The 22,352-nt window shown below is 50.9% G+C and carries 23 protein-coding genes; 15 read left to right on the top strand and 8 right to left on the bottom strand.

Annotated elements, in window-relative coordinates:
- The first annotated feature begins 2 nt into the window (after positions 1-2).
- The 11 genes from lpxD to J8X26_RS13460 all read left to right on the top strand — a co-directional run bounded on the left by lpxD (position 3) and on the right by J8X26_RS13460 (position 13,253).
- Positions 3-1,025 carry a UDP-3-O-(3-hydroxymyristoyl)glucosamine N-acyltransferase gene (lpxD, locus tag J8X26_RS13410; protein WP_208951103.1) on the top strand — a complete coding sequence of 341 codons (1,023 nt, stop codon included), beginning with the start codon at positions 3-5 and terminating at the stop codon, positions 1,023-1,025.
- Positions 1,026-1,173: 148 nt separating this feature from the next.
- Positions 1,174-1,629, top strand: coding sequence for a 3-hydroxyacyl-ACP dehydratase FabZ (gene fabZ, locus J8X26_RS13415; RefSeq protein WP_095923207.1), 456 nt, complete (start codon positions 1,174-1,176; stop codon positions 1,627-1,629).
- A 3-nt stretch (positions 1,630-1,632) separates the two neighbouring features.
- The gene (lpxA, locus tag J8X26_RS13420; RefSeq protein ID WP_165061772.1) at positions 1,633-2,421 is read left to right on the top strand and encodes an acyl-ACP--UDP-N-acetylglucosamine O-acyltransferase; all 789 of its coding nucleotides are present in this window, start codon (positions 1,633-1,635) and stop codon (positions 2,419-2,421) included.
- Positions 2,422-2,439: 18 nt separating this feature from the next.
- The gene (gene lpxB / locus J8X26_RS13425; RefSeq protein ID WP_208951104.1) at positions 2,440-3,588 is read left to right on the top strand and encodes a lipid-A-disaccharide synthase; all 1,149 of its coding nucleotides are present in this window, start codon (positions 2,440-2,442) and stop codon (positions 3,586-3,588) included.
- Entirely contained in the window at positions 3,585-4,181 is a 597-nt protein-coding gene (rnhB, locus tag J8X26_RS13430; RefSeq protein WP_208951105.1) for a ribonuclease HII, read from the top strand. The genes lpxB and rnhB overlap by 4 nt, the downstream gene beginning before the upstream one ends.
- 86 nt (positions 4,182-4,267) lie before the next feature.
- On the top strand, positions 4,268-7,750 hold the full coding sequence (gene dnaE, locus J8X26_RS13435; RefSeq protein ID WP_152326533.1) for a DNA polymerase III subunit alpha: 3,483 nt from the start codon (positions 4,268-4,270) through the stop codon (positions 7,748-7,750).
- Positions 7,751-7,762: 12 nt separating this feature from the next.
- On the top strand, positions 7,763-8,722 hold the full coding sequence (accA, locus tag J8X26_RS13440) for an acetyl-CoA carboxylase carboxyl transferase subunit alpha (RefSeq protein WP_013574209.1): 960 nt from the start codon (positions 7,763-7,765) through the stop codon (positions 8,720-8,722).
- Between the two features lie 189 nt (positions 8,723-8,911).
- A complete protein-coding gene (locus tag J8X26_RS13445) occupies positions 8,912-11,059 on the top strand; it encodes a lysine decarboxylase LdcC (protein ID WP_208951106.1) in 2,148 nt (715 codons plus the stop codon).
- Positions 11,060-11,145: 86 nt separating this feature from the next.
- The gene (locus J8X26_RS13450; protein WP_165061784.1) at positions 11,146-11,538 is read left to right on the top strand and encodes a VOC family protein; all 393 of its coding nucleotides are present in this window, start codon (positions 11,146-11,148) and stop codon (positions 11,536-11,538) included.
- 4 nt (positions 11,539-11,542) lie between these two features.
- Complete coding sequence (gene tilS / locus J8X26_RS13455) at positions 11,543-12,895, top strand: tRNA lysidine(34) synthetase TilS (protein WP_208951107.1); 1,353 nt, start codon at positions 11,543-11,545, stop codon at positions 12,893-12,895.
- Between the two features lie 25 nt (positions 12,896-12,920).
- A complete protein-coding gene (locus tag J8X26_RS13460) occupies positions 12,921-13,253 on the top strand; it encodes a cytochrome c (RefSeq protein ID WP_152326537.1) in 333 nt (110 codons plus the stop codon).
- A 75-nt stretch (positions 13,254-13,328) separates the two neighbouring features.
- Here J8X26_RS13460 and rof read toward each other — a convergent pair whose 3' ends face one another.
- Both rof and J8X26_RS13470 read right to left on the bottom strand, forming a co-directional pair.
- Positions 13,329-13,589, bottom strand: coding sequence for a Rho-binding antiterminator (gene rof / locus J8X26_RS13465; protein WP_101079200.1), 261 nt, complete (start codon positions 13,587-13,589; stop codon positions 13,329-13,331).
- Positions 13,576-13,776, bottom strand: coding sequence for a YaeP family protein (locus J8X26_RS13470; RefSeq protein WP_015696108.1), 201 nt, complete (start codon positions 13,774-13,776; stop codon positions 13,576-13,578). Before J8X26_RS13470 ends, rof begins: the two co-directional genes overlap by 14 nt.
- 215 nt (positions 13,777-13,991) lie before the next feature.
- Here J8X26_RS13470 and J8X26_RS13475 point away from each other — a divergent pair, with 215 nt between their 5' ends.
- Genes J8X26_RS13475 through nlpE form a run of 3 tightly spaced genes read left to right on the top strand, consistent with a single transcriptional unit; the run spans position 13,992 to position 15,710 of the window.
- Positions 13,992-14,552, top strand: coding sequence for a YaeQ family protein (locus J8X26_RS13475; protein WP_152326538.1), 561 nt, complete (start codon positions 13,992-13,994; stop codon positions 14,550-14,552).
- A gap of 5 nt (positions 14,553-14,557) precedes the next feature.
- Complete coding sequence (arfB, locus tag J8X26_RS13480) at positions 14,558-14,974, top strand: alternative ribosome rescue aminoacyl-tRNA hydrolase ArfB (protein ID WP_165061789.1); 417 nt, start codon at positions 14,558-14,560, stop codon at positions 14,972-14,974.
- Positions 14,975-15,032: 58 nt separating this feature from the next.
- Positions 15,033-15,710, top strand: coding sequence for an envelope stress response activation lipoprotein NlpE (gene nlpE, locus J8X26_RS13485; RefSeq protein ID WP_208951108.1), 678 nt, complete (start codon positions 15,033-15,035; stop codon positions 15,708-15,710).
- Positions 15,711-15,794: 84 nt separating this feature from the next.
- Here nlpE and proS read toward each other — a convergent pair whose 3' ends face one another.
- From proS to metN, 6 genes are all read right to left on the bottom strand, one after another.
- A complete protein-coding gene (gene proS / locus J8X26_RS13490) occupies positions 15,795-17,513 on the bottom strand; it encodes a proline--tRNA ligase (RefSeq protein ID WP_208951109.1) in 1,719 nt (572 codons plus the stop codon).
- A gap of 118 nt (positions 17,514-17,631) precedes the next feature.
- Entirely contained in the window at positions 17,632-18,339 is a 708-nt protein-coding gene (gene tsaA, locus J8X26_RS13495; RefSeq protein ID WP_208951110.1) for a tRNA (N6-threonylcarbamoyladenosine(37)-N6)-methyltransferase TrmO, read from the bottom strand.
- Positions 18,336-18,743 carry an Rcs stress response system protein RcsF gene (gene rcsF / locus J8X26_RS13500; RefSeq protein WP_152326543.1) on the bottom strand — a complete coding sequence of 136 codons (408 nt, stop codon included), beginning with the start codon at positions 18,741-18,743 and terminating at the stop codon, positions 18,336-18,338. Before rcsF ends, tsaA begins: the two co-directional genes overlap by 4 nt.
- A gap of 170 nt (positions 18,744-18,913) precedes the next feature.
- Complete coding sequence (locus J8X26_RS13505) at positions 18,914-19,729, bottom strand: MetQ/NlpA family lipoprotein (protein WP_104924646.1); 816 nt, start codon at positions 19,727-19,729, stop codon at positions 18,914-18,916.
- 63 nt (positions 19,730-19,792) lie between these two features.
- A complete protein-coding gene (locus J8X26_RS13510; RefSeq protein ID WP_104924647.1) occupies positions 19,793-20,446 on the bottom strand; it encodes a methionine ABC transporter permease MetI in 654 nt (217 codons plus the stop codon).
- Entirely contained in the window at positions 20,439-21,470 is a 1,032-nt protein-coding gene (metN, locus tag J8X26_RS13515) for a methionine ABC transporter ATP-binding protein MetN (protein ID WP_208951111.1), read from the bottom strand. Before metN ends, J8X26_RS13510 begins: the two co-directional genes overlap by 8 nt.
- Before the next feature lie 179 nt (positions 21,471-21,649).
- Here metN and gmhB point away from each other — a divergent pair, with 179 nt between their 5' ends.
- The gene (gmhB, locus tag J8X26_RS13520; RefSeq protein ID WP_152326545.1) at positions 21,650-22,216 is read left to right on the top strand and encodes a D-glycero-beta-D-manno-heptose 1,7-bisphosphate 7-phosphatase; all 567 of its coding nucleotides are present in this window, start codon (positions 21,650-21,652) and stop codon (positions 22,214-22,216) included.
- Positions 22,217-22,352 lie beyond the last annotated feature (136 nt).

Genomic DNA, 22,352 nt, shown 5'->3' on the forward strand with positions numbered 1-22,352 from the left:
ACATGTCTTCAATTCGACTGACTGATCTCGCACAGCAGTTGGATGCACAATTGCACGGTGATGGCGAAATTGCCATCACCGGCGTTGCTTCAATGCATTCCGCACACTCTGAGCAAATCACGTTTTTATCAAACAGCCGCTACCGTGAACAGTTGGCCTCCTGTCATGCAGGTGCCGTAGTGTTGACGGAAGCGGATCTGCCATTTTGCCCTACAGCGGCATTAGTGGTTAAAAACCCTTACCTGACGTACGCGCGTATGGCGCAGTTGCTGGATACTACGCCAGCACCGGCACAGGATATTGCTGCGAGCGCGGTGATATCAGACAGTGCTTCATTGGGTAAGAATGTCTCGGTTGGCGCAAATGCAGTCATCGAATCGGGCGTTGTGCTGGGTGACAATGTTGTCATCGGCGCAGGCTGCTTTATCGGTAAAGAGGCAAAAATAGGCGCGGGTACACGTTTGTGGGCCAACGTTTCTATTTATCACCGCGTAGAAATTGGTGAGTTGTGCCTGATTCAGTCAGGTACGGTGATCGGTGCTGACGGTTTTGGTTATGCCAACGACCGCGGCAACTGGATCAAAATTCCTCAGCTGGGCACCGTCATCATTGGCGATCGCGTAGAAATTGGTGCGTGCACCACGATTGACCGCGGCGCGCTGGATGACACCATTATCAGCAACGGAGTTATCATTGATAACCAATGCCAGATTGCACACAACGTCGTGATTGGAGACAATACGGCGGTGGCTGGCGGTGTTATTATGGCCGGTAGTCTGAAAATTGGACGCTACTGCCAAATCGGTGGAGCCAGTGTTATCAACGGTCACATGGAGATTTGTGACCAGGCTGTCGTAACAGGAATGGGAATGGTGATGCGACCAATCACTGAACCTGGGGTATACTCCTCCGGTATTCCGTTACAACCGAATAAAGTTTGGCGTAAGACGGCTGCGTTGGTAATGAATATTGATGAGATGAATAAGCGCTTGAAAGCTGTCGAGCGTAAAATCGAAAAAGATTAATTACCATTTACGGTGACGCTTTGTGTTCCCTTTGTTGAGTGAACCTGCGACATACGTTCCTATTTGCGGCCTGCCTGATGACCTTTTTTTGGGGTCTGGCAGGCCGTGTTATTGATGCCATCAGTTTTTTATAGACAGGAAGAGTATTTTGACTACTGACACTCATACTCTGCGTATTGAAGAGATACTGGATTTATTGCCACACCGTTACCCGTTTTTACTGGTTGATCGCGTGCTGGATTTTGAGAAAGGCAAATTTTTGCGTGCTGTGAAAAACGTTTCTTTTAACGAACCGTTCTTCCAGGGCCATTTCCCGGGCAAACCTATCTTCCCAGGCGTATTGATTCTGGAAGCGATGGCTCAGGCCACCGGTATTCTGGCATTTAAAAGCGTGGGTAAACTGGAGCCAGGCGAACTGTATTACTTCGCAGCAATCGATGATGCACGCTTTAAACGTCCGGTCCTTCCGGGTGACCAGATGGTTCTGGAAGTTGAATTCATTAAAGAGCGTCGTGGTGTTGCTCGTTTTAAAGGTGTCGCAAAAGTAGATGGTGAGATTGCTTGCGAGGCATCAATGATGTGCGCCCGTCGCCGGGAGTCTTAATACATGATTGACAAAACCGCCTTTATTCATCCAAGCGCTATTGTTGAAGAAGGTGCCGTTATCGGTGCCGGAGTGCATATCGGTCCTTTCTGCTACGTGGGTTCCCAGGTAGAAATCGGAGAAGGTACTGAGCTTAAATCACACGTAGTTCTTAATGGCGTGACCAAAATTGGTCGCGATAACCGCATTTTCCAGTTCGTCTCCATTGGTGAAATTAACCAGGATCTGAAATATGCCGGTGAACCAACACGCGTTGAGGTCGGCGATCGCAACAATATTCGTGAGAGCGTTACCATTCACCGTGGTACCGTTCAGGGCGGTGGTCTGACAAAAGTGGGCAGCGATAACCTGTTGATGGTTAACGCACATATCGCCCACGATTGTGTCATTGGAAATCGCTGTATTCTGGCGAACAACGCGACACTTGGCGGCCACGTTGAAGTTGATGATTTTGCGATCATCGGCGGCATGACCGCAGTGCATCAGTTCTGCATCATCGGCGCGCATGTGATGGTAGGTGGTTGTTCTGGCGTTGCCCAGGATGTCCCTCCGTTCGTCATTGCGCAGGGTAACCATGCGACACCTTTCGGTATCAATATCGAAGGTCTTAAGCGCCGTGGTTTTGAGAAAGCAGATCTGCACGCAATCCGTAATGCCTACAAGTTACTGTACCGCAGCGGTAAAACGCTGGAAGAAGCACAACCGGAAATCGCTGCAATCGCCGCTGAATTCCCGAAAGCTAAACCTTTCAGTGATTTCTTTAGCCGCTCTACCCGCGGCATTATTCGCTGATCTGCGCTACGGAAAACAATGCAAAAGCCTGTTCTGACAATTGGCCTGGTGGCCGGTGAAACGTCCGGTGACATTCTTGGCGCCGGGCTGATCCGAGCCCTGAAAAAACATCATCCTGATGCCCGTTTTGTAGGTGTTGCAGGTCCGCTGATGCAGGCGGAAGGATGTGAAGCCTGGTACGAAATGGAAGAGCTGGCTGTGATGGGCGTGGTGGAAGTTTTAGAACGGCTGCCACGCCTGTTGAAAATCCGCAAAGACCTCACCCGACGTTTCAGCGAACTTCAGCCAGATGTTTTCGTGGGCATTGATGCTCCCGACTTCAATATCACACTGGAAGGCCGCCTGAAACAGCGCGGCATCCGTACCATCCATTATGTCAGCCCGTCAGTGTGGGCCTGGCGACAAAAGCGTGTATTCAAAATTGGCAAGGCGACAGATTTAGTTCTTGCATTCCTGCCTTTCGAAAAAGCGTTTTACGACAAATTTAACGTTCCCTGCCGCTTCATCGGTCATACGATGGCGGATGCCATGCCTTTGCATCCGGACAAGCAGGCGGCTCGTGCATCGCTTGGGATCCCTGATGATGTCCATTGCCTGGCATTATTGCCGGGAAGCCGCCATGCCGAAGTCGAAATGCTCAGCGCGGATTTCCTGAAAACAGCGTTACAGCTGCGACAGACTTATCCTGATTTGCACATCGTGGTGCCGCTGGTTAACGCCAGGCGTCGCGAGCAATTCGAGCGTATCAAGGCTGAGATTGCGCCTGACCTGCCTGCGCATTTGCTCGATGGCAAAGGGCGTGAAGCGATGATTGCGAGCGATGCTGCACTTCTTGCGTCTGGCACAGCCGCGCTCGAGTGTATGCTGGCGAAATGCCCGATGGTCGTGGGTTATCGCATGAAGCCTTTTACGTTCTGGCTGGCGGAGCGTCTGGTGAAAACCCCTTATGTATCCCTGCCAAACTTGCTGGCAAGACGGGAAATTGTCACCGAATTGCTGCAAACCGAATGCGTACCGGAAAAGCTTTCTGCCGCACTTCTGCCGTTACTGGCGGGTGATGAAAAAAGCGAGGAATTGCGTAAAATTTTCCTGGAATTGCATGAAAGCATTCGCCGTGATGCTGATGAGCAGGCCGCTCAGGCCGTAATGGAGCTGGCAAACCGATGAGTGAATTATTTGTTTATCCGCAGGCCGTGTGTATTGCCGGTGTGGATGAAGTTGGCCGCGGTCCGCTGGTCGGCGCAGTGGTGACGGCTGCGGTGATCCTCGATCCTGCCAACCCGATTATGGGGCTGGCGGATTCAAAGAAGCTCACCGAAAAACGTCGCGAAGCGTTATACATTGAAATCAAAGAAAAGGCGCTGGCCTGGAGTCTCGGGCGGGCAGAGCCGCATGAAATTGATGAACTGAACATCCTGCATGCCACGATGCTTGCCATGCAAAGAGCCGTTGCCGGCCTGGCACTGACGCCGGATATGGTGCTGATTGATGGCAACCGTTGCCCGAAATTGCCAATGGCTTCGCAGGCCGTGGTGAAAGGTGACAGTAAAGTCGCTGAAATCAGCGCGGCATCCATTCTTGCCAAAGTGACCCGCGATCGCGAAATGGTTGAACTGGATTTGCAGTTCCCTGAATATGGTTTTGCGAAACACAAAGGCTATCCGACGCCGGTGCATCTTGAAAGTCTCGCCCGGCTTGGTGCGACAGCACATCACCGCCGCAGTTTTGCGCCGGTAAAACGCGCACTCGGGCTGGCCTAGCGCGTCACTTTGTTTCTGCCCCTGACTTTTATTTATAAATTAGCGGGCACATAAACTCTTAATTCACATATTTCTGGACTCTGGATATGGCCGAACCTCGTTTTATTCATCTGCGCGTACATAGCGACTATTCCATGGTGGATGGCCTCGCGAAAGTGGGGCCGCTGGTGAAATGCGCAGCGTCACTCGGCATGCCTGCTCTGGCTATCACCGATTTCACCAACCTGTGCGGGCTGGTGAAATTTTACGGTGCGGCGCACGGCGCAGGCGTTAAGCCGATTATCGGCGCAGACCTGAATGTTCAAAGTGAAATCCTCGGCGATGAACTTGCGCAGCTGACCGTACTGGCAATGAACAATCAGGGTTATCAGAACCTGACACTGCTCATTTCCCGTGCTTATCAGCGCGGCTATGGCGCGGCGGGCCCGATTGTTGACCGCGAGTGGCTGGCTGAGCTGAATGAAGGGCTGATCCTGCTTTCTGGCGCGAAAATGGGCGATGTTGGCAAGTTCATGATCCGCGGAAATGGCCCGCAGGTTGAGCAATGCCTGGAGTTCTATCAGCAATATTTCCCCGATCGTTATTATCTAGAACTGATCCGCACCGGTCGCGCAGAGGAAGAAAACTATCTGCATGCCGCCGTGGCGCTGGCGACGGAGCGCGGTTTGCCCGTTGTGGCCACCAACGACGTACGTTTCATGGTCCCGACGGACTTTGATGCCCATGAAATCCGCGTAGCCATCCACGATGGCTTTACGCTTGATGATCCGAAACGCCCGCGCAATTACACTTCGCAGCAATACATGCGCAGTGAAGACGAAATGTGCGAGCTGTTTGAAGATATTCCCGAAGCGTTGCAAAACAGTGTTGAAATCGCCAAACGCTGCAACGTAACAATCCGTCTGGGCGAATACTTCCTGCCGCAATTTCCGACGGGCGATATGACCACGGAAGATTTCCTGGTCGAAAAATCGAAAATCGGGTTGGAAGAACGTCTCGAGTTTTTATTCCCGGATCCTGAAGTCCGCGCGCAACGTCGGCCTGAATATGACGAACGTCTGGATATCGAACTTAAAGTTATCAACCAGATGGGCTTCCCGGGCTACTTCCTGATCGTTATGGAGTTCATCCAGTGGTCGAAAGATAACAGCGTGCCGGTCGGGCCGGGACGTGGTTCCGGTGCAGGTTCACTGGTGGCCTATGCGCTGAAAATCACGGATCTGGATCCCCTTGAATTCGATCTTCTGTTCGAACGTTTCCTTAACCCTGAACGTGTTTCCATGCCCGACTTTGACGTCGACTTCTGCATGGAAAAACGCGACAGGGTTATCGACCACGTCGCGGAAATGTACGGTCGTGAAGCCGTTTCGCAGATTATTACTTTCGGTACGATGGCGGCGAAAGCGGTTATCCGTGACGTTGGCCGCGTGCTGGGTCATCCCTATGGTTTCGTCGATCGCATTTCGAAATTAGTTCCGCCGGATCCGGGTATGACGCTGGAAAAAGCGTTTGCTGCTGAACCTCAGTTGCCTGAGATTTATGAGGCGGATGAAGAAGTTAAGTCGCTTATCGACATGGCGCGTCAGCTGGAAGGCGTTACACGAAATGCCGGTAAGCACGCAGGTGGTGTGGTTATTGCGCCGACGAAAATTACCGACTTTGCGCCGCTCTATTGCGACGCCGAAGGTAATCATCCGGTTACACAGTTCGATAAAAACGACGTGGAATATGCCGGGCTGGTGAAGTTCGACTTCCTGGGCCTGCGTACGCTGACGATCATCGACTGGGCGCTGGAAATGATCAACGCGCGCCGCGCAAAAGCGGGTGAAGCACCGCTGGATATCGCTGCGATCCCGCTTGATGACAAGAAAAGTTTCGACATGCTGCAACGCTCGGAAACCACAGCGGTTTTCCAGCTTGAATCCCGTGGCATGAAAGATTTGATCAAACGCCTCAAACCCGACAGCTTCGAAGATATGATCGCACTGGTGGCGCTGTTCCGCCCAGGGCCGTTACAGTCGGGGATGGTAGATAACTTCATCGACCGTAAACACGGTCGTGAAGAGATTTCTTACCCCGATATCCAGTGGCAGCATGAGTCCCTGAAACCGGTACTGGAGCCGACCTACGGCATCATTTTGTACCAGGAACAGGTTATGCAGATTGCTCAGGTTCTGGCGGGTTATTCGCTGGGCGGCGCAGACATGTTACGTCGCGCAATGGGTAAGAAAAACCCGGTCGAAATGGCTAAACAGCGCGGCGGCTTCGAAGATGGCGCTAAATCACGCGGCGTTGACGGCGAACTGGCGATTAAAATCTTTGACCTGGTAGAGAAATTTGCCGGTTACGGCTTTAACAAATCTCACTCAGCCGCCTACGCTTTGGTGTCGTACCAGACGTTATGGCTGAAAGCGCACTATCCGGCCGAATTCATGGCGGCGGTAATGACCGCTGATATGGATAACACCGAGAAAGTTGTCGGGCTGGTGGATGAATGCTGGCGTATGGGCCTGAAAATTCTGCCGCCGGACATCAACAGCGGTCTGTATCACTTCCACGTTAACGACGAAGGTGAGATCGTTTACGGTATCGGCGCGATAAAAGGCGTGGGTGAAGGCCCGATTGAAGCGATTATTGAAGCGCGTAATGAAGGCGGCTATTTCAAAGAGTTGTTTGATTTGTGCGCGCGGGCCGACGTCAAAAAGCTGAACAAACGCATTCTTGAAAAACTGATTATGTCCGGCGCTTTTGACCGGCTTGGGCCGCATCGAGCCGCTCTGATGAGTTCTCTCAGTGACGCGCTGAAAGCGGCAGATCAGCACGCGAAAGCGGAAGCGATTGGTCAGGTAGACATGTTTGGTGTTCTGGCTGAAGCACCTGAACAGGTTGAAAAATCTTACTCAAACGTGATGCCGTGGCCGGAACAAACGGTGCTCGATGGCGAACGGGAAACGCTCGGCTTGTATCTGACCGGGCATCCGATCACGCAGTATCTGAAAGAAATCGAACGTTATGGCGGCGGACAGCGTTTGAAAGATATGCACCCGACGGATCGGGGTAAAATGACCGTCGCAGTGGGGCTGGTTCTCGCTGCACGCGTTATGGTCACCAAACGCGGTAACCGCATTGGGATCTGTACGCTTGACGATCGTTCCGGTCGTCTCGAAGTGATGTTGTTCACCGAAGCGTTGGAAAAATTCCAGCATTTATTGGAAAAAGACCGTATCCTTATCGCCACAGGACAGGTCAGCTTTGATGACTTCAGTGGCGGGCTTAAAATGATGGCCCGCGATGTAATGGACATCAGTGAAGCACGGGAAAAATATGCTCGCGGTCTTGCTATCTCGCTGACTGACAGGCAAATTGATGACCAGCTTTTGAACCGTCTCCGCCAATCGTTGGAACCTCACCGATCGGGGACGATACCAGTGCATCTGTATTACCAACGAGAAAATGCAAGAGCCCGGCTGCGATTCGGGGCGTCATGGCGTGTTACGCCAACGGACAAACTGTTGCTGGATTTGCGAGGCCTGGTCGGTAGTGAGCAGGTGGAACTGGAATTTGACTAAAATAGGAATGCTATGAGTCTGAATTTTCTTGATTTTGAACAGCCGATTGCGGAACTGGAAGCGAAAATTGACTCGCTGACTGCAGTCAGCCGTCAAGACGAAAAATTAGATATTAATCTGGACGAAGAAGTTGCACGCTTGCGCGAGAAAAGCGTTGAACTGACCCGTAAGATTTTCTCTGATCTGGGTGCCTGGCAGATTGCCCAACTGGCGCGCCATCCTCGTCGCCCTTATACCCTGGATTACATCAAACATATCTTCACCGATTTTGATGAACTGGCGGGTGACCGTGCATTCGCGGACGATAAAGCTATCGTTGGCGGTATTGCTCGTCTGGGCGAACGTGCTGTGATGATCATTGGTCATCAGAAAGGCCGTGAAACCAAAGAGAAAATTCGTCGTAACTTCGGTATGCCTGCACCTGAAGGGTATCGCAAAGCGTTACGCCTGATGGAAATGGCCGAACGTTTCAAACTGCCAATCATCACCTTCATCGACACCCCGGGTGCATACCCTGGTGTGGGTGCGGAAGAACGTGGCCAGTCTGAAGCGATCGCCCGCAACCTGCGCGAAATGTCGCGTCTGAACGTCCCGGTTATCTGCACCGTGATTGGTGAAGGGGGTTCCGGTGGTGCTCTGGCAATCGGCGTGGGTGACAAAGTTAACATGCTGCAATACAGCACCTACTCGGTCATTTCACCGGAAGGCTGTGCGTCTATCTTGTGGAAGAGCGCAGATAAAGCCCCTCTGGCTGCGGAAGCAATGGGTATTATTGCTCCGCGCCTGAAAGAGCTGAAACTGATCGACTCCGTGATCCCGGAACCTCTGGGTGGCGCGCATCGTAACGTTGAGGCAATGGCCGCTTCTCTGCGTGCACAACTGGAAGCTGACCTGAGCGATCTGGATGTTCTGAGCACTGAAGAACTGCGCAACCGTCGTTATCAGCGTTTGATGACTTACGGTTACTGCTGATATCAGCAATGTATTGCGAAAGGCTATGCTCCGGCATAGCCTTTTTTATTGACCGTTTTTCCTTCTCAGATTTTCCTGCATTCTTAAATTCCCTCTTTTTGGTCGAAACCCGGTGGTAAAGGGTACACAGCGTCCGTTAACCGTGTTTCTATAAATACCTGAGAGATATACAACAGAAGGATTTGTCAGATGAATATTATCGCTATCATGCGCCCGGAAGGGGCCTACTATAAAGATGAGCCAATCCGTGAACTGGATAGCGCGCTGACGCTTCTCGGATTCCAGATTATTTATCCACGCGATCGTGCTGACTTACTGAAACTCATCGAAAATAATGCCCGTATCTGCGGGGCGATTTTCGACTGGGACCAGCACAGTGAAGAGCTGTGTACGGAAATCAATGAACTGAATGAATACCTGCCGCTTTACGCGTTCATCAATACGCACTCCACGCTGGACGTTGATGTCAATGAGATGCGTATGGTCTTGTATTTCTTCGAGTATGCTCTGGCTGCTGCCGATGATATTGCCAAGCGTATTCGCCAGTACACCGATGAATATATCGACACCATCACACCGCCGCTGACCAAAGCGTTATTTACCTATGTGGAAGAAGGGAAATATACCTTCTGTACGCCCGGACATATGGCCGGTACGGCCTTTCTGAAAAGCCCGGTCGGAACGCTTTTTTATGACTTCTTCGGGGCTAAGACCCTGAAAGCGGATGTGTCGATTTCGGTAACGGAACTCGGTTCCCTGCTCGACCATACCGGCCCGCATTTAGAGGCGGAGGAATACATCGCGCGAACGTTTGGGGCGGAGCAAAGCTATATCGTTACCAATGGCACATCCACGGCAAACAAAATTGTCGGGATGTACGCCGCGCCTGCGGGCAGCACCGTGCTGATTGACCGAAACTGCCACAAATCTCTGGCGCATCTGATGATGATGACCAACATCGTGCCGGTGTATTTGCGTCCGAACCGCAATGCCTACGGTATTCTGGGCGGGATCCCGCAACGGGAATTCACACGTGAAAGCATTGAAGAGAAGATCGCGCAGACCGAAAATGCCACCTGGCCCGTGCATGCGGTGATCACCAATTCCACCTACGACGGGCTGCTTTACAACACGGATTACATCAAAAATACGCTGGATGTACCGTCGATTCACTTTGATTCCGCGTGGGTGCCGTACACCAATTTCCATCCGATTTATGATGGCAAAAGTGGAATGAGTGGCGAGCGGGTTCCCGGCAAAGTGATTTATGAAACGCAGTCGACGCATAAATTGCTGGCGGCTTTCTCACAGGCTTCCATGATTCACATTAAAGGCGACTATAACGAAAGCACCTTTAATGAAGCCTACATGATGCACACCACCACATCGCCGAACTACGGCATTGTGGCGTCGGCAGAAACTGCGGCGGCTATGTTGCGCGGAAACCCCGGACGGCGGCTCATCAACCGTTCTGTGGAACGTGCGCTGCATTTCCGTAATGAGATACAACGGCTGCGTGAGGAAACTGACGGCTGGTTCTTCGGTATCTGGCAACCTGAGCATATTGATGAAGCAGAGTGCTGGCCGCTGAATCCTGATCAGAACTGGCATGGTTTTGCTGATGCCGATACCAATCATATGTATCTGGATCCGATCAAAGTGACGATCCTGACGCCCGGCATGAATGAAATGGGCAAACTCGAAGAAGAGGGGATCCCGGCGGCACTGGTGGCGAAATTCCTTGATGAGCGCGGCGTGGTAGTGGAAAAAACGGGTCCGTACAATCTGCTTTTCCTGTTCAGCATTGGTATTGATAAAACCAAATCCATGAGCCTGATGCGCGGGCTGACGGACTTCAAACGCAGCTATGATCTTAATCTTCGGGTCAAAAATATGCTTCCGGACCTTTATGCAGAAGATCCGGATTTCTACCGTAATATGCGCATTCAGGATCTGGCTCAGGGGATCCACAAACTGATTGTCCGCCATGATCTTCCACGTCTGATGATCGAGGCTTTTGATGTGTTGCCGGAAATGAAAATGACGCCATATGAAATGTTCCAGCATCAGGTGCGCGGGCATATCGATGAGTGCGACATTGACGAACTGATTGGCAAAGTCTCTGCCAATATGATTCTGCCGTATCCACCGGGCGTGCCCGTGGTGATGCCCGGTGAGATGATTACGCAAGAGAGCCGGGCCGTTCTCGATTTTCTGATCATGCTGTGTTCTATCGGTGAGCGTTATCCGGGATTTGAAACGGATATTCATGGAACCCGTCTCACAGAAGACGGGCGCTATCTGGTAAAAGTTTTAAAACTCCCGGAAGCGGGTTAACAAACCGCCCTCTTCGTGAGGGCTTTTTATTGACGTCTGCGAACACCCTGAGTAACGTGCACAGCAGGAATTAACAGGAAATCATCATGCTTAATCTTCGCCAGGTTCATCACATCGCGGTCATTGGTTCTGATTATCAGGCCAGTAAACATTTCTATTGCGATATTCTTGGGTTTACCTTACTTGGCGAGTTTTACCGCGAAGAACGTGATTCATGGAAAGCCGATCTGGCACTGAACGGCCAGTATACGATTGAGTTGTTCAGCTTCCCGAATCCACCTGCCCGTCCAAGCCGGCCTGAATCCTGCGGTTTGCGCCATCTGGCGTTCAGCGTTGAAGATATCGGGCAGTCCGTCAGTGCACTGGAAGCCGCCGGTGTCTTTTGCGAACCGGTGAGAACAGATCCTTATACCGGCAAACAGTTTACTTTTTTCACCGATCCCGACGGCCTGCCGTTAGAGCTTTACGAATCCCGGTAATCTCATGAATCGTCATCCGTCAGCACTGTTTCTGACTGAACATCTGCGCAGCAAAATTGGGTCTGCGCGAAAACTTTGCGTGGCATTTAGCGGCGGTCTGGATTCAACCGTTTTGCTGGCTGGTCTTGCGCAGTTGCGGGACAACCAGATCCCGGACTTACGGCTGCGGGCATTACATGTGCATCACGGATTAAGCCCGTTTGCGGATGGCTGGGCGATACATTGCCATGATTTTTGTCAGCTGAGGAATATCGGGCTGTCGGTCATCAAGGTTCAGGTAAATGCCCGTGATGGCGGGATTGAAGCGGCAGCAAGAGCTGCGCGCTATCAGGCATTTTCAACACAGCTGGAAGAAGGCGAAGTCTTACTGACAGCGCAACATCTTAACGATCAGTGTGAAACGTTTTTGCTGGCGCTCAAACGCGGTAGTGGCCCTGCGGGTTTGTCGGCGATGAGCGCGAACAGTATGGGACTGGGTTATCGGCTGATGCGGCCGTTGCTCGATCTCAGCCGGGATCAGCTTGAGGAATACGCAGATCAACATCAGCTGACGTGGATCGAGGATGACAGCAATTGTGATGCCCGTTTCGATCGTAATTTTTTGCGACTCAATATTCTTCCTTCGCTCTATGCGCGCTGGCCGCATTTCGCGCAATCCACCGCCCGCAGCGCTTCGTTATGTGCGGAACAGGAATCCCTGCTTGATGAACTGCTCAGTGAGTCCCTGACGGCGTTAACAGATGAACGGGGAAGTTTATCTGTTGAGGGCATGGGGAGTTTCTCGGCGGCAAGACGTTCCGCGCTGCTGCGCCGCTGGCTGGCTGGCCGTGAAGCAAAAATGCCTTCCCGCGAACAGCTCCAGAGAATTTGGGATGAAGTGGCGTTAAGCCGTGAAGATGCACAGGCGCAGCTTCAGCTTGGGAGTTTTGTTGTGCGACGTTATCGCCAGCGTCTGTATCTGTTGCCCCAATATTCATCCCTCAAGGATCAGGTCATCAGCTGGGATCCTGCTGACAAACTTCTGTTGCCTGACGCTCTGGGTGTTTTATCAGTTTCTGCAATTCGTGATGCGGGTGATGAAAGCTGTGTCATCCGCCAGCCGCGCGCGGGAGAAACGATCACCGTTCGCTTTCATGCTTCCGGGATGATTGAAAAGGTTGGGCGCGATCGTGCCCGTCAGGCGAAAAAGTTGTGGTCTGAGTTAGGCGTGCCGCCCTGGCAACGGGATCGCATTCCGCTGGTTTATTACAATGAACAGCTTATTGCTGCACCTGGCTGGTTTATCACCCGTCAGGCACTGGCTGAAAATAACGAAGGACAATGGCGGCTGTTATGGTCCGGTTGCTCAATAAAATAGAAAGCGGTTAATTTTGGGAGTTGTAATGCTGAGAATTTTGTTGCGGGCAATGGCAGGGTTATTGCCGCTGATATTGCTGAGTTCACCGGTTCTGGCTCAGGGAAACAGTGCTGATGGTCAGTCTAAATCGGCAAGTTGTGCTGCATGCCACGGCGCAAAGGGAAAAGCGGTTAATGCTATTTACCCTAATCTGGCCGGGCAAAATGAAGATTATCTTGCACTGGCGTTGCGTGCTTATCAGAAAGGAGAACGCAGCGGCGGGCAGGCGGGTGTCATGCAGGCTTTTACGTCATCACTGTCTGAGCAGGATGTTAGTGATCTGGCAGCTTACTATGCCAGTCTGACGCCGCTTAAATAGGAAATGGGGTGGTTGCAGAAATGTAAACGGGCAACCCTGAGATTGCCCGTTAGTCATAGTCACGGAGGTTTTCGCTTATTCTGCGCTCACGACCACCGTGCCAATTTCCGGATGGCTAAAGCTTTCTATATGATCAAGCCGCAGATCGCGTTGTTCTCCGCTGGCCTCGACCACCAGATACTCCACTTTCTTACGCATTAACAAATCTTTGGCTTTTGCCTCAACGACTTCTCCGCTACGCAGCTTCAGCGTCAAAACCAGGTGATGCTGGCAGGCGAGCTCGAGATTATCGTAGTCATCACAATTGATGGGTTGGTACTCATCATTCATCGACATAATCGCTCACCAATAAGTTAGCGGCGGCGTAGGCCGCCTGGTCCCTAACGGAAGACGGAAGCTCAGCATTCGCTGCCACTTCGTCCAATGCTTTCAATACACAACCCAACGCATCGGGCACATATCCGAGATCGCCGCTGGCGATTTCAGAATATTTACGGCGTACCAACTCACAGTATTGTTGCATAAGTTCTCCCTAAAAAGCGTATCCCTCTGAGGAAAGCGCAGAAAGATAAACTCTCAGTATTTAACGACTATAGCACAGGAGAGTGTGAGTTATTAGCAGGCCTGTAAAGGTAAATCGTTTGCGTACAGCCTTTATTCAGAAGGTCCCTCGGGGGAAAACTGGTTTAGGCAGGACGCTTTCAAGTACACTGTGCGTCTGATATCAAGAGGTTTCCCATGGCGCTAAAAGCAACAATTTATAAAGCAGCAATCAATATTGCTGATATGGATCGTAATTTCTTTCATGACGCCAACCTGACTTTGGCCCAGCATCCCTCAGAAACAGAACAACGAATGATGCTGCGTCTGCTGGCATGGATTTATCATGCAGATGAACGCCTGACTTTTACCCGTGGATTAAGTGCGGAAGACGAACCTGAAATCTGGCGTAAAAACGATCATAACGGCATCGAATTATGGGTTGAATTAGGGTTGCCGGATGAGAAGCGTCTGAAAAAGGCCTGTAACCAATCGCGCGAAGTCGTGCTTTACGCTTATGGTGAGAGAGCGGCAAAAGTCTGGTGGTCACAAATTGAAGGGAAGGTCAGAGGTTTTAACAACCTTCGCATTCGATATTTAGAAGATGAGCTTCTGAATCAGCTGACCGCTTTTGGCAGCAGGACCATGGATTTACAGGCAACTTTACAGGACGGAACTATTTGGCTTTCCGATGCTCAGAGTAATTTGGAAATTCATTTTTCTGAATGGAAAGAGTTTGCCGGAAATGACGGAAGGTAATCAGCGTGCTAATCCTTTCCGGAAAACTGGAAATCCCTGACAGCGAAATCGAATTAACGGCGATCCGCGCGCAGGGAAATGGTGGTCAGAACGTCAATAAAACATCAACGGCGATCCATTTACGCTTTGATATTAAAGCGTCAAGTTTGCCAGAATATTACAAAGAGCGGTTACTGGCATTCAATCACCATTCTATTACTGCCGACGGTTGGGTAATCATTAAAGCCCAGGAATACCGGAGTCAGGAGCAGAACCGAGAAGCCGCTGTAGCCCGGCTGAGTACATTGATTTCGCAGGCGATGGTGGTAGAAAAACCTCGCCGGGCGACGAAGCCGACCAAAGGGTCTAAAATTCGTCGCGTAGAAAGTAAAGTGCGCAAAGGTGCCACAAAAGCATTACGAGGCAAAATTCGTCAGCCTTAAATCGTGTTGCAGGACAATCTTTATCGCAGCACAAGGAAAAAGCAGTAGGGGAGAAACTGTGAAAAAAATCATTATCACGGCAGTGCTGGCGCTCGGGGCGCTGTCACTGTTCGGCTGCCACACCGCTGCCTTCAATCATGAAAAACCGCTTCAGGCGATGCAGCAAAGTTACAGCGGTGTTTTGCCTTGCGCAGATTGCAGCGGCTTAAAAACCTCATTGTTCCTGCAACAGGACGGGACTTACATCTTGCAGGAAGTGTATCAGGGCAGCAAAGAGGGCGATCAGAGCTTAGCCAGCTACGGCCGTTGGGCGCGCACGGCAGATAAACTGGTGCTGACTGACAGCCATGGCGAGAAGCGCTATTTCCATCCAAAAGATGAAAATCTGGAAATGCTTGATCACAGCGGTGAGCCGATCGTTTCTTCATTCAACTACACGCTGAAACCTGTGCAGCAGAGCCTGCCTAAAACGCCAATGGCACTGACCGGCATGATGCAATACAGCGCCGATGCGGCCTCTTTTAAAGATTGCGCAACGGGTAATATTTTCCCGATGTCTGCCAATAAAACGCTGGAAGCTGGCTACCTTGCTGCGCGTAAAGCGCCGAACCAGCTGGTCTTCATCTCGATGGACGGCCACTTTATGACAGAACCTTCAATGGAAGAGGGGCAAATGCAACGGGCGGTTGTTGCGGATAAGAATATCAGCTTTGATGCCAATAAAGTTTGCCCTTAGCCTTTAAGCTTTTATCGGATTGTACAAACAAAAATGCCCGCACAATGCGGGCATTTTAATGGGCGAACGTCTGTCGCTAAAATATTAACGCGGGATCTGGCTCAGCAGATATTCAACAATATCGCCTTGCTTAATCATTTGTTTTTCACCGCTGCGACGGTTTTTGTATTCCAGCTCTTCAGCGTCCAGATTACGATCACCAATCACAACGTGGTGTGGAACACCGATCAGTTCCATGTCTGCAAACATGACGCCCGGACGCTCTTTACGATCGTCGAGAATCACATCGATACCGTGTGAACGCAGTTCTTTGTACAACGCTTCCGCCGCATCTTTCACGCGGAAAGATTTGTGCATGTTCATTGGCAGAATCGCAACCTGGAACGGGGCAATGGCGTCCGGCCAGATAATTCCACGGTCATCGTGGTTTTGTTCGATAGCCGCAGCGACCACGCGGGTCACTCCGATGCCGTAACAGCCCATGGTCATGACCTGATTACGGCCATCTTCGCCCTGAACTGTTGCATTCATCGCTTCTGAGTATTTAGTACCCAACTGGAAGATGTGGCCAACTTCGATACCGCGCTTGATAACCAGAGTACCCTGACCGTCCGGGCTTGGATCGCCGGCAACCACGTTACGGATGTCTGCCACTTCTGGCAGCGCAACATCGCGATCCCAGTTAATACCAAAGTAATGTTTACCGTCGATGTTTGCGCCAGCGCTGAAATCGCTCATAGCGGCAACGGTGCGGTCAGCAACAACTGGCATTGGCAGATTAACCGGGCCGAGTGACCCCGGGCCTGCTGCAACGATTTCGCGGATTTCAGCTTCTGTTGCGAAAGTCAGCGGAGCAGCAATTTGTGGCAGTTTTTCGGCTTTGATCTCGTTCAGTTCATGGTCACCACGAACCAGCAGGGCAACCAGTTTATGGCCGCTTTCCGGGGTAGCGTGAACCATCAGGGTCTTCACGGTTTTCTCAACCGGCACCTGGAACTGTTCAGTCAGTTCAGCGATGGTTTTAGCATCTGGTGTTTCAACAACACGCATTTCTTCAGATGCTGCAGCGCGTGGCGTCGTTGGCGCTAATGCTTCAGCGAACTCAATGTTAGCCGCGAAATCAGAAGAATCAGAGAACACGACATCATCTTCGCCGCTCTGTGCCAGAACCTGGAATTCATGTGATGCGCTGCCGCCGATAGAACCGGTATCTGCCAGTACAGCACGAAAATCCAGACCCATGCGGTTGAAAATTTGGCTGTAAGCCGCATACATCGCATCGTAAGTTTCCTGAAGGGATTCCTGCGTCGTGTGGAACGAGTAGGCATCTTTCATCAGGAATTCACGTGAACGCATCACGCCAAAGCGCGGACGAACTTCATCGCGGAATTTGGTCTGGATCTGGAAGAAGTTCAGCGGCAATTGTTTGTAGGAACTGACTTCATTACGGATCAAATCCGTAATGACTTCTTCGTGGGTTGGACCCAGTACGAACGGACGCTCGCCACGGTCAACGAAACGCAGCAGTTCCGGGCCGTATTGTTCCCAACGTCCGCTCTCCTGCCATAAATTAGCGGGCTGAACTACCGGCATAGACACTTCAATGGCGTTCGCGTTGTTCATTTCTTCGCGTACGATGTTTTCAACTTTTTTGAGAACACGTAAGCCGGTTGGCAGCCAGGTGTACAGGCCGGAGGCCAGTTTACGGATCATACCAGCGCGAAGCATCAGCTGGTGGCTGATGACTTCTGCGTCGGCTGGCGTCTCTTTCAGTGTAGAGAGCAGATATTGAGTAGTACGCATGATGTGTTGGTTCCGTTAGCACTGCAAATTGCAATCGGGCTGCCAGCGGCAGCCAAAACGTGAAAAGTGGCTTAGTTTACCAGCGAGTTGGTGTTGCCAAAAGAGACGCAAAGGAAATTTAGTCTTCGTCGAGGGACATTACCTGATTCAGGGAGCCTACAACCCGCCAGCGGACATTAAATTCCAGCAGGCGAACGGCGTAATCCCGTTCAGCAGATTCACCTTTGCGGTAAGCAGGACGCGGATCCTGCCCTAATACCTGTGTAATAAAGCGGCGCAGATGCGGATATTTTCCTTCATGTTTTGCCAGTTGAGATACTGCCTGAGGGAGAAATTCCACGGGCATATCGGCTTGCGGCGCATGTTGGGCAAAACTCGCACGGGCTTCAGGATGGCTTTCTGCAAATGGCAGATAAGGTTTGATATCAACAACAGGGGTGCCATCGACGAGGTCGAGACTGCCAAGTTGCAGAATCACACTCTGCCCCTGACAGTGAATGCCTTTTAGTTCAACCAGCGACATGCCCAGCGGATTGGGGCGAAAAGTTGAACGTGTGGCAAACACGCCAGTACGAATATTGCCACCAAGGCGCGGCGGACGCACCGTCGGGCGCCACCCCCCGTCCATCGTCTGATGAAAGATGAACATCACCCATAAATGACTGAAATCTTCCAGCCCGCGTACGGCCTCGGGCTGGTTATAAGGAGCATGAAGATGTAATTCGCCGCCTCCATCCTGAACTAACCCCGGCTGGCGCGGAACAGCAAACTTCTCTTTGTAGGGAGAATGAATGGTCCCTATTTGCTCAAAAGAAAATGAGGTCATTTAAAGGTGACATTCAGAGCCGAACCCTGACAAATTGCCTGCTGGAAACAGCCAGGGACGCCGCCGACGATCTCGCACTGATGCAACAGCACCGCATTTGCTTTCATATAAGAGGCGCGGGTCAGCATTCTTTTACGCGCAGCCGCAAGGCTTGGTGGCGTATCGTTTTGATCGCTCTGGCAAGACTCGCCAGAAACTTCACCCAGGTCGCGGAAAGGTGTTCCGACCAGAGCTTCAGCATCTTTATACAGTTTGACGGGGGCAGGGCGAACCGGAGCCGGTTTTGGTTTGACAGGTTTTGGCTCTTCTTTAACAACAGGTGCAGTGGTTGTTGGCTGTGTGTGTTGAGTCAGGGAACAACCCGCCAGCAAAAGTGCCGACAAACAGAGAGGTAAAGCACGCATGGTATGTCCTCTGCTTTTTTAATATGTTTACAGGAAAGAATGTGGCGTTATTGAACCAAGGTATTGAGGAAATAACAAGGCGGGCATAAGCCCGCCTTGAATTTATTTGTGAAAGGAATATTTGCGAGAGTAATTATCAGGATAAATACTGAGTTCCTGACATTCGCGAATTACCAGCCTTTCACCGCGCCGCCGTTGAAGATCTTGTTCGCTGCGGCGTTAACTTCGTCAGACTGGTAAGCCTGAACGAATTTCTTCACGTTTTCAGCATCTTTATTGTCTTCACGCGCAACGATCAGGTTAACGTACGGAGATTCTTTATCTTCAACGAAGATGCCGTCTTTCTCTGGCGTCAGGTTAATCTGGCTGGCGTAAGTGGTGTTGATTACAGCCAGTGCGATTTTTGCATCATCCAGTGAACGTGGCAGTTGTGGTGCTTCCAGCTCAACCAGTTTCAGGTTTTTAGGGTTCTCAGTGACATCCAGAACAGTCGGCAGCAAGCCAACACCGTCTTTCAGTTTGATTAAACCTTGTTTTTGCAGCAGCAGTAATGAACGGCCCAGGTTAGTCGGGTCGTTTGGCAATGCAACCTGATCGCCATCTTTCAGCTCATCGATAGACTTAATTTTTTTAGAATAACCGGCGATTGGGTAGACGAAAGTATTGCCGACCGGAACCAGTTTATAACCACGATCTTTAATTTGTTGATCCAGGTAAGGTTTATGCTGGAAGGCGTTAACATCGATATCGCCTTTGCTCAGCGCTTCGTTTGGCAGCACGTAGTCGTTGAAAGTCACCAGCTCTACGTCAAGCCCATATTTTTCTTTAGCGACTTTCTGTGCAACTTCAGCAACCTGCTGTTCAGAACCGACAATCACACCCACTTTAATATGGTTAGGATCCTGTTCTTTCGGCCCGCAACCAACTAAAGCCAGCGTTCCCAGAAGCGCGCCGACAACTGCAATGGATTTAAATTTATTAGACATGTCCTTTCCTCAATAAGCGGATAAAAATTATTCGCAGGGTTAGCTATTACAGCTGTTGTTTCATTATTTATGCGTGACTGCTTTTACGATGCGGTCGCCGCAAAACTGAATTAAATACACCAAAACGACTAACAGGACTAATACCGTATTCATTACAGTTGCGTCATAACCAATGTAACCGTACTGATAACCGATTTGCCCTAATCCACCAGCACCGACAGCACCGCCCATAGCAGAATAACCCACCAGAGTGATCAGCGTGATAGTGGCTGCGTTGACCAGACCCGGCAAAGCTTCCGGCAACAAGATTTTACGGATGATTTGCATTGGCGTGGCGCCCATGGCGCGTGAGGCTTCAACCAGACCGCTTGGGATTTCCAGCAACGCATTCTCAACCATACGCGCGATAAATGGCGCCGCGCCAACGGTCAGGGGGACAATTGCCGCCTGTAAACCGATTGAAGTCCCGACGATCAGACGTGTGAACGGAATCATCCAGACGAGCAGAATAATAAAAGGTATAGAACGGAAAATGTTAACCAGCGCAGACATCACGCGATAGACGTTTTTGTTCTCTGCAATCTGCCCCGGACGGGTGACGTAAAGCAGCACGCCAAAAGGCAGACCCAGAACGAAACCGAAGAAGCCAGAGGTCAGTGTCATGATGACAGTTTCCCAAATCCCCCGACCCATTAACCACATCATTGGCTCAGACATAACCGAGTACCTCTACTTTTACCTGATTTTCATGCAGGAACTGAATTGCTGCCTGAGTGTTTTCTTCTGCACCGTGCATTTCTGTCAGCATAATCCCGAACTTCACGCCGCCGGCATAATCCATCTGAGCACTGATAATATTATTGTTTATGTCGAAACGGCGCACGGCCTCTGAAAGCAAAGGCGCATCAACGGACTGGCCGGTGAATTCCAGACGTAATAAAGGTACCCGACCGGCTTCAGGTTCAGGAACCAGACGTACGGCGTAATCTTCCGGGACATCCAGGTGCAGCGTTGACTGAATAAACTGCTGCGCCAGCGGGGTTTTAGGGTGTGAGAACATCTCACTCACTTTATCCTGCTCGATTAATTTGCCATCGCTGATCACCGCAACCTGATCGCAAATGCGCTTAACGACATCCATCTCGTGCGTGATCAACAAAATAGTTAATCCAAGGCGACGGTTGATATCTTTCAGCAATTCAAGAATTGCGCGGGTGGTCGCCGGGTCAAGAGCACTGGTCGCTTCATCGCACAACAAGACTTTAGGATTGCTGGCCAGAGCGCGCGCAATCGCCACACGCTGTTTTTGACCGCCGGAAAGATTGGCCGGATAAGCATCATGTTTATCTTCCAGGCCCACAAGGCTCAGCAACTCGGAAACACGTTTTTTGATTTCAGCAGAAGAAAGGTTATCCAGCTCCAGCGGCAATGCCACATTGCCAAAGACAGTACGTGACGACAGCAAATTAAAGTGCTGAAAAATCATACCAATCTGGCGGCGTGCGCGGGTCAGCGCTTTCTCGGAGAAGGACATCAAATCCTGACCATCAACCAGTATCTGGCCTTTGGTCGGGCGTTCCAGCAAATTGACGCAGCGGATTAATGTACTTTTCCCCGCGCCAGATGAGCCGATTACGCCATAAATTTGCCCGGCAGGGACGTGAAGACTCACGTCAGAGAGCGCGACGATCTGGCGCGAACCCTGCTGGAAAACCTTGGTGATGTTTGAAAGTTTAATCATATTTTTTTTATTCTGTCTTTTTGCCGTGACGTGGTGAAATTAACTCTGCGGGAGCACTTCCCCGAAGCATGTCGTGGATGCTAAGGCGTCTAGACGTCTAAGTCAACCAGGTTAGCGTTCTCACGAGCAGTGAAAACATGCGATACTGATGCCGTTAACCCGCCATCAGGAGCAAATTCGTGGCACAACCAGTTTCAGCAATCTTTCTTGACCGTGATGGGACTTTGAATGTCGATCACGGCTATGTACATGAAATCGATGATTTCCAGTTTATCGATGGTGTTATTGATGCCTGCCTTAAACTCAAAGAGATGGGCTTCTTATTGGTATTAGTTACCAATCAGTCCGGTATCGCGCGCGGTAAGTTTACCGAAGATCAGTTTATGACGCTGACGGAGTGGATGGACTGGTCGCTTGCCGACAGAGGCGTCGATCTCGACGGCATCTATTTCTGCCCGCATCATCCCGAAGGTACCGTTAAAGAGTTTACTCAGGTTTGCGATTGCCGTAAGCCTCTGCCAGGTATGTTTATGACAGCCAAAGAGGAACTCAATATTGATATGGCTTCATCTTATATGGTGGGCGATAAACTCGAAGACATGCAGGCAGCTGCGGCGGCGGGTGTCGGCCATAAGATTTTAGTACGCACCGGCAAGCCGGTTACCGAACAGGGTGAAAGTGCAGCCGACGCCGTACTGGAAAGCTTTGCTGCATTGCCTTCCTTTATAGCAAAAGCGCAAAAATAACTGTCTTTGGATAAAAAAACGGCAAACGAAATAAAACTGTATTTATTCGCTTGCCATTAAAATCGAACTCCCTATAATGCCGCTCCATCGACAGGGAACAACGTGAACAACATCACGAAGTGACCGGGTCGGAAAG

Source organism: Rahnella sp. ChDrAdgB13, assembly GCF_017655185.1.
GTDB classification, from domain to species: Bacteria; Pseudomonadota; Gammaproteobacteria; order Enterobacterales; family Enterobacteriaceae; genus Rahnella; species Rahnella contaminans.

What these genes read in the sequence shown, in the direction of transcription:
- J8X26_RS13445 (WP_208951106.1), top strand. Translation starts at nt 8,912, where the DNA reads ATGAATATTATCGCTATCATGCGCCCGGAAGGGGCCTACTATAAAGAT.
- lpxB (WP_208951104.1), top strand. Translation starts at nt 2,440, where the DNA reads ATGCAAAAGCCTGTTCTGACAATTGGCCTGGTGGCCGGTGAAACGTCC.
- accA (WP_013574209.1), top strand. Translation starts at nt 7,763, where the DNA reads ATGAGTCTGAATTTTCTTGATTTTGAACAGCCGATTGCGGAACTGGAA.
- J8X26_RS13460 (WP_152326537.1), top strand. Translation starts at nt 12,921, where the DNA reads ATGCTGAGAATTTTGTTGCGGGCAATGGCAGGGTTATTGCCGCTGATA.
- tsaA (WP_208951110.1), bottom strand. Translation starts at nt 18,339, where the DNA reads ATGACCTCATTTTCTTTTGAGCAAATAGGGACCATTCATTCTCCCTAC.
- J8X26_RS13470 (WP_015696108.1), bottom strand. Translation starts at nt 13,776, where the DNA reads ATGCAACAATACTGTGAGTTGGTACGCCGTAAATATTCTGAAATCGCC.
- lpxA (WP_165061772.1), top strand. Translation starts at nt 1,633, where the DNA reads ATGATTGACAAAACCGCCTTTATTCATCCAAGCGCTATTGTTGAAGAA.
- J8X26_RS13475 (WP_152326538.1), top strand. Translation starts at nt 13,992, where the DNA reads ATGGCGCTAAAAGCAACAATTTATAAAGCAGCAATCAATATTGCTGAT.
- lpxD (WP_208951103.1), top strand. Translation starts at nt 3, where the DNA reads ATGTCTTCAATTCGACTGACTGATCTCGCACAGCAGTTGGATGCACAA.
- J8X26_RS13505 (WP_104924646.1), bottom strand. Translation starts at nt 19,729, where the DNA reads ATGTCTAATAAATTTAAATCCATTGCAGTTGTCGGCGCGCTTCTGGGA.
- rnhB (WP_208951105.1), top strand. Translation starts at nt 3,585, where the DNA reads ATGAGTGAATTATTTGTTTATCCGCAGGCCGTGTGTATTGCCGGTGTG.
- metN (WP_208951111.1), bottom strand. Translation starts at nt 21,470, where the DNA reads ATGATTAAACTTTCAAACATCACCAAGGTTTTCCAGCAGGGTTCGCGC.
- proS (WP_208951109.1), bottom strand. Translation starts at nt 17,513, where the DNA reads ATGCGTACTACTCAATATCTGCTCTCTACACTGAAAGAGACGCCAGCC.
- rcsF (WP_152326543.1), bottom strand. Translation starts at nt 18,743, where the DNA reads ATGCGTGCTTTACCTCTCTGTTTGTCGGCACTTTTGCTGGCGGGTTGT.
- J8X26_RS13450 (WP_165061784.1), top strand. Translation starts at nt 11,146, where the DNA reads ATGCTTAATCTTCGCCAGGTTCATCACATCGCGGTCATTGGTTCTGAT.
- tilS (WP_208951107.1), top strand. Translation starts at nt 11,543, where the DNA reads ATGAATCGTCATCCGTCAGCACTGTTTCTGACTGAACATCTGCGCAGC.
- dnaE (WP_152326533.1), top strand. Translation starts at nt 4,268, where the DNA reads ATGGCCGAACCTCGTTTTATTCATCTGCGCGTACATAGCGACTATTCC.
- rof (WP_101079200.1), bottom strand. Translation starts at nt 13,589, where the DNA reads ATGTCGATGAATGATGAGTACCAACCCATCAATTGTGATGACTACGAT.
- J8X26_RS13510 (WP_104924647.1), bottom strand. Translation starts at nt 20,446, where the DNA reads ATGTCTGAGCCAATGATGTGGTTAATGGGTCGGGGGATTTGGGAAACT.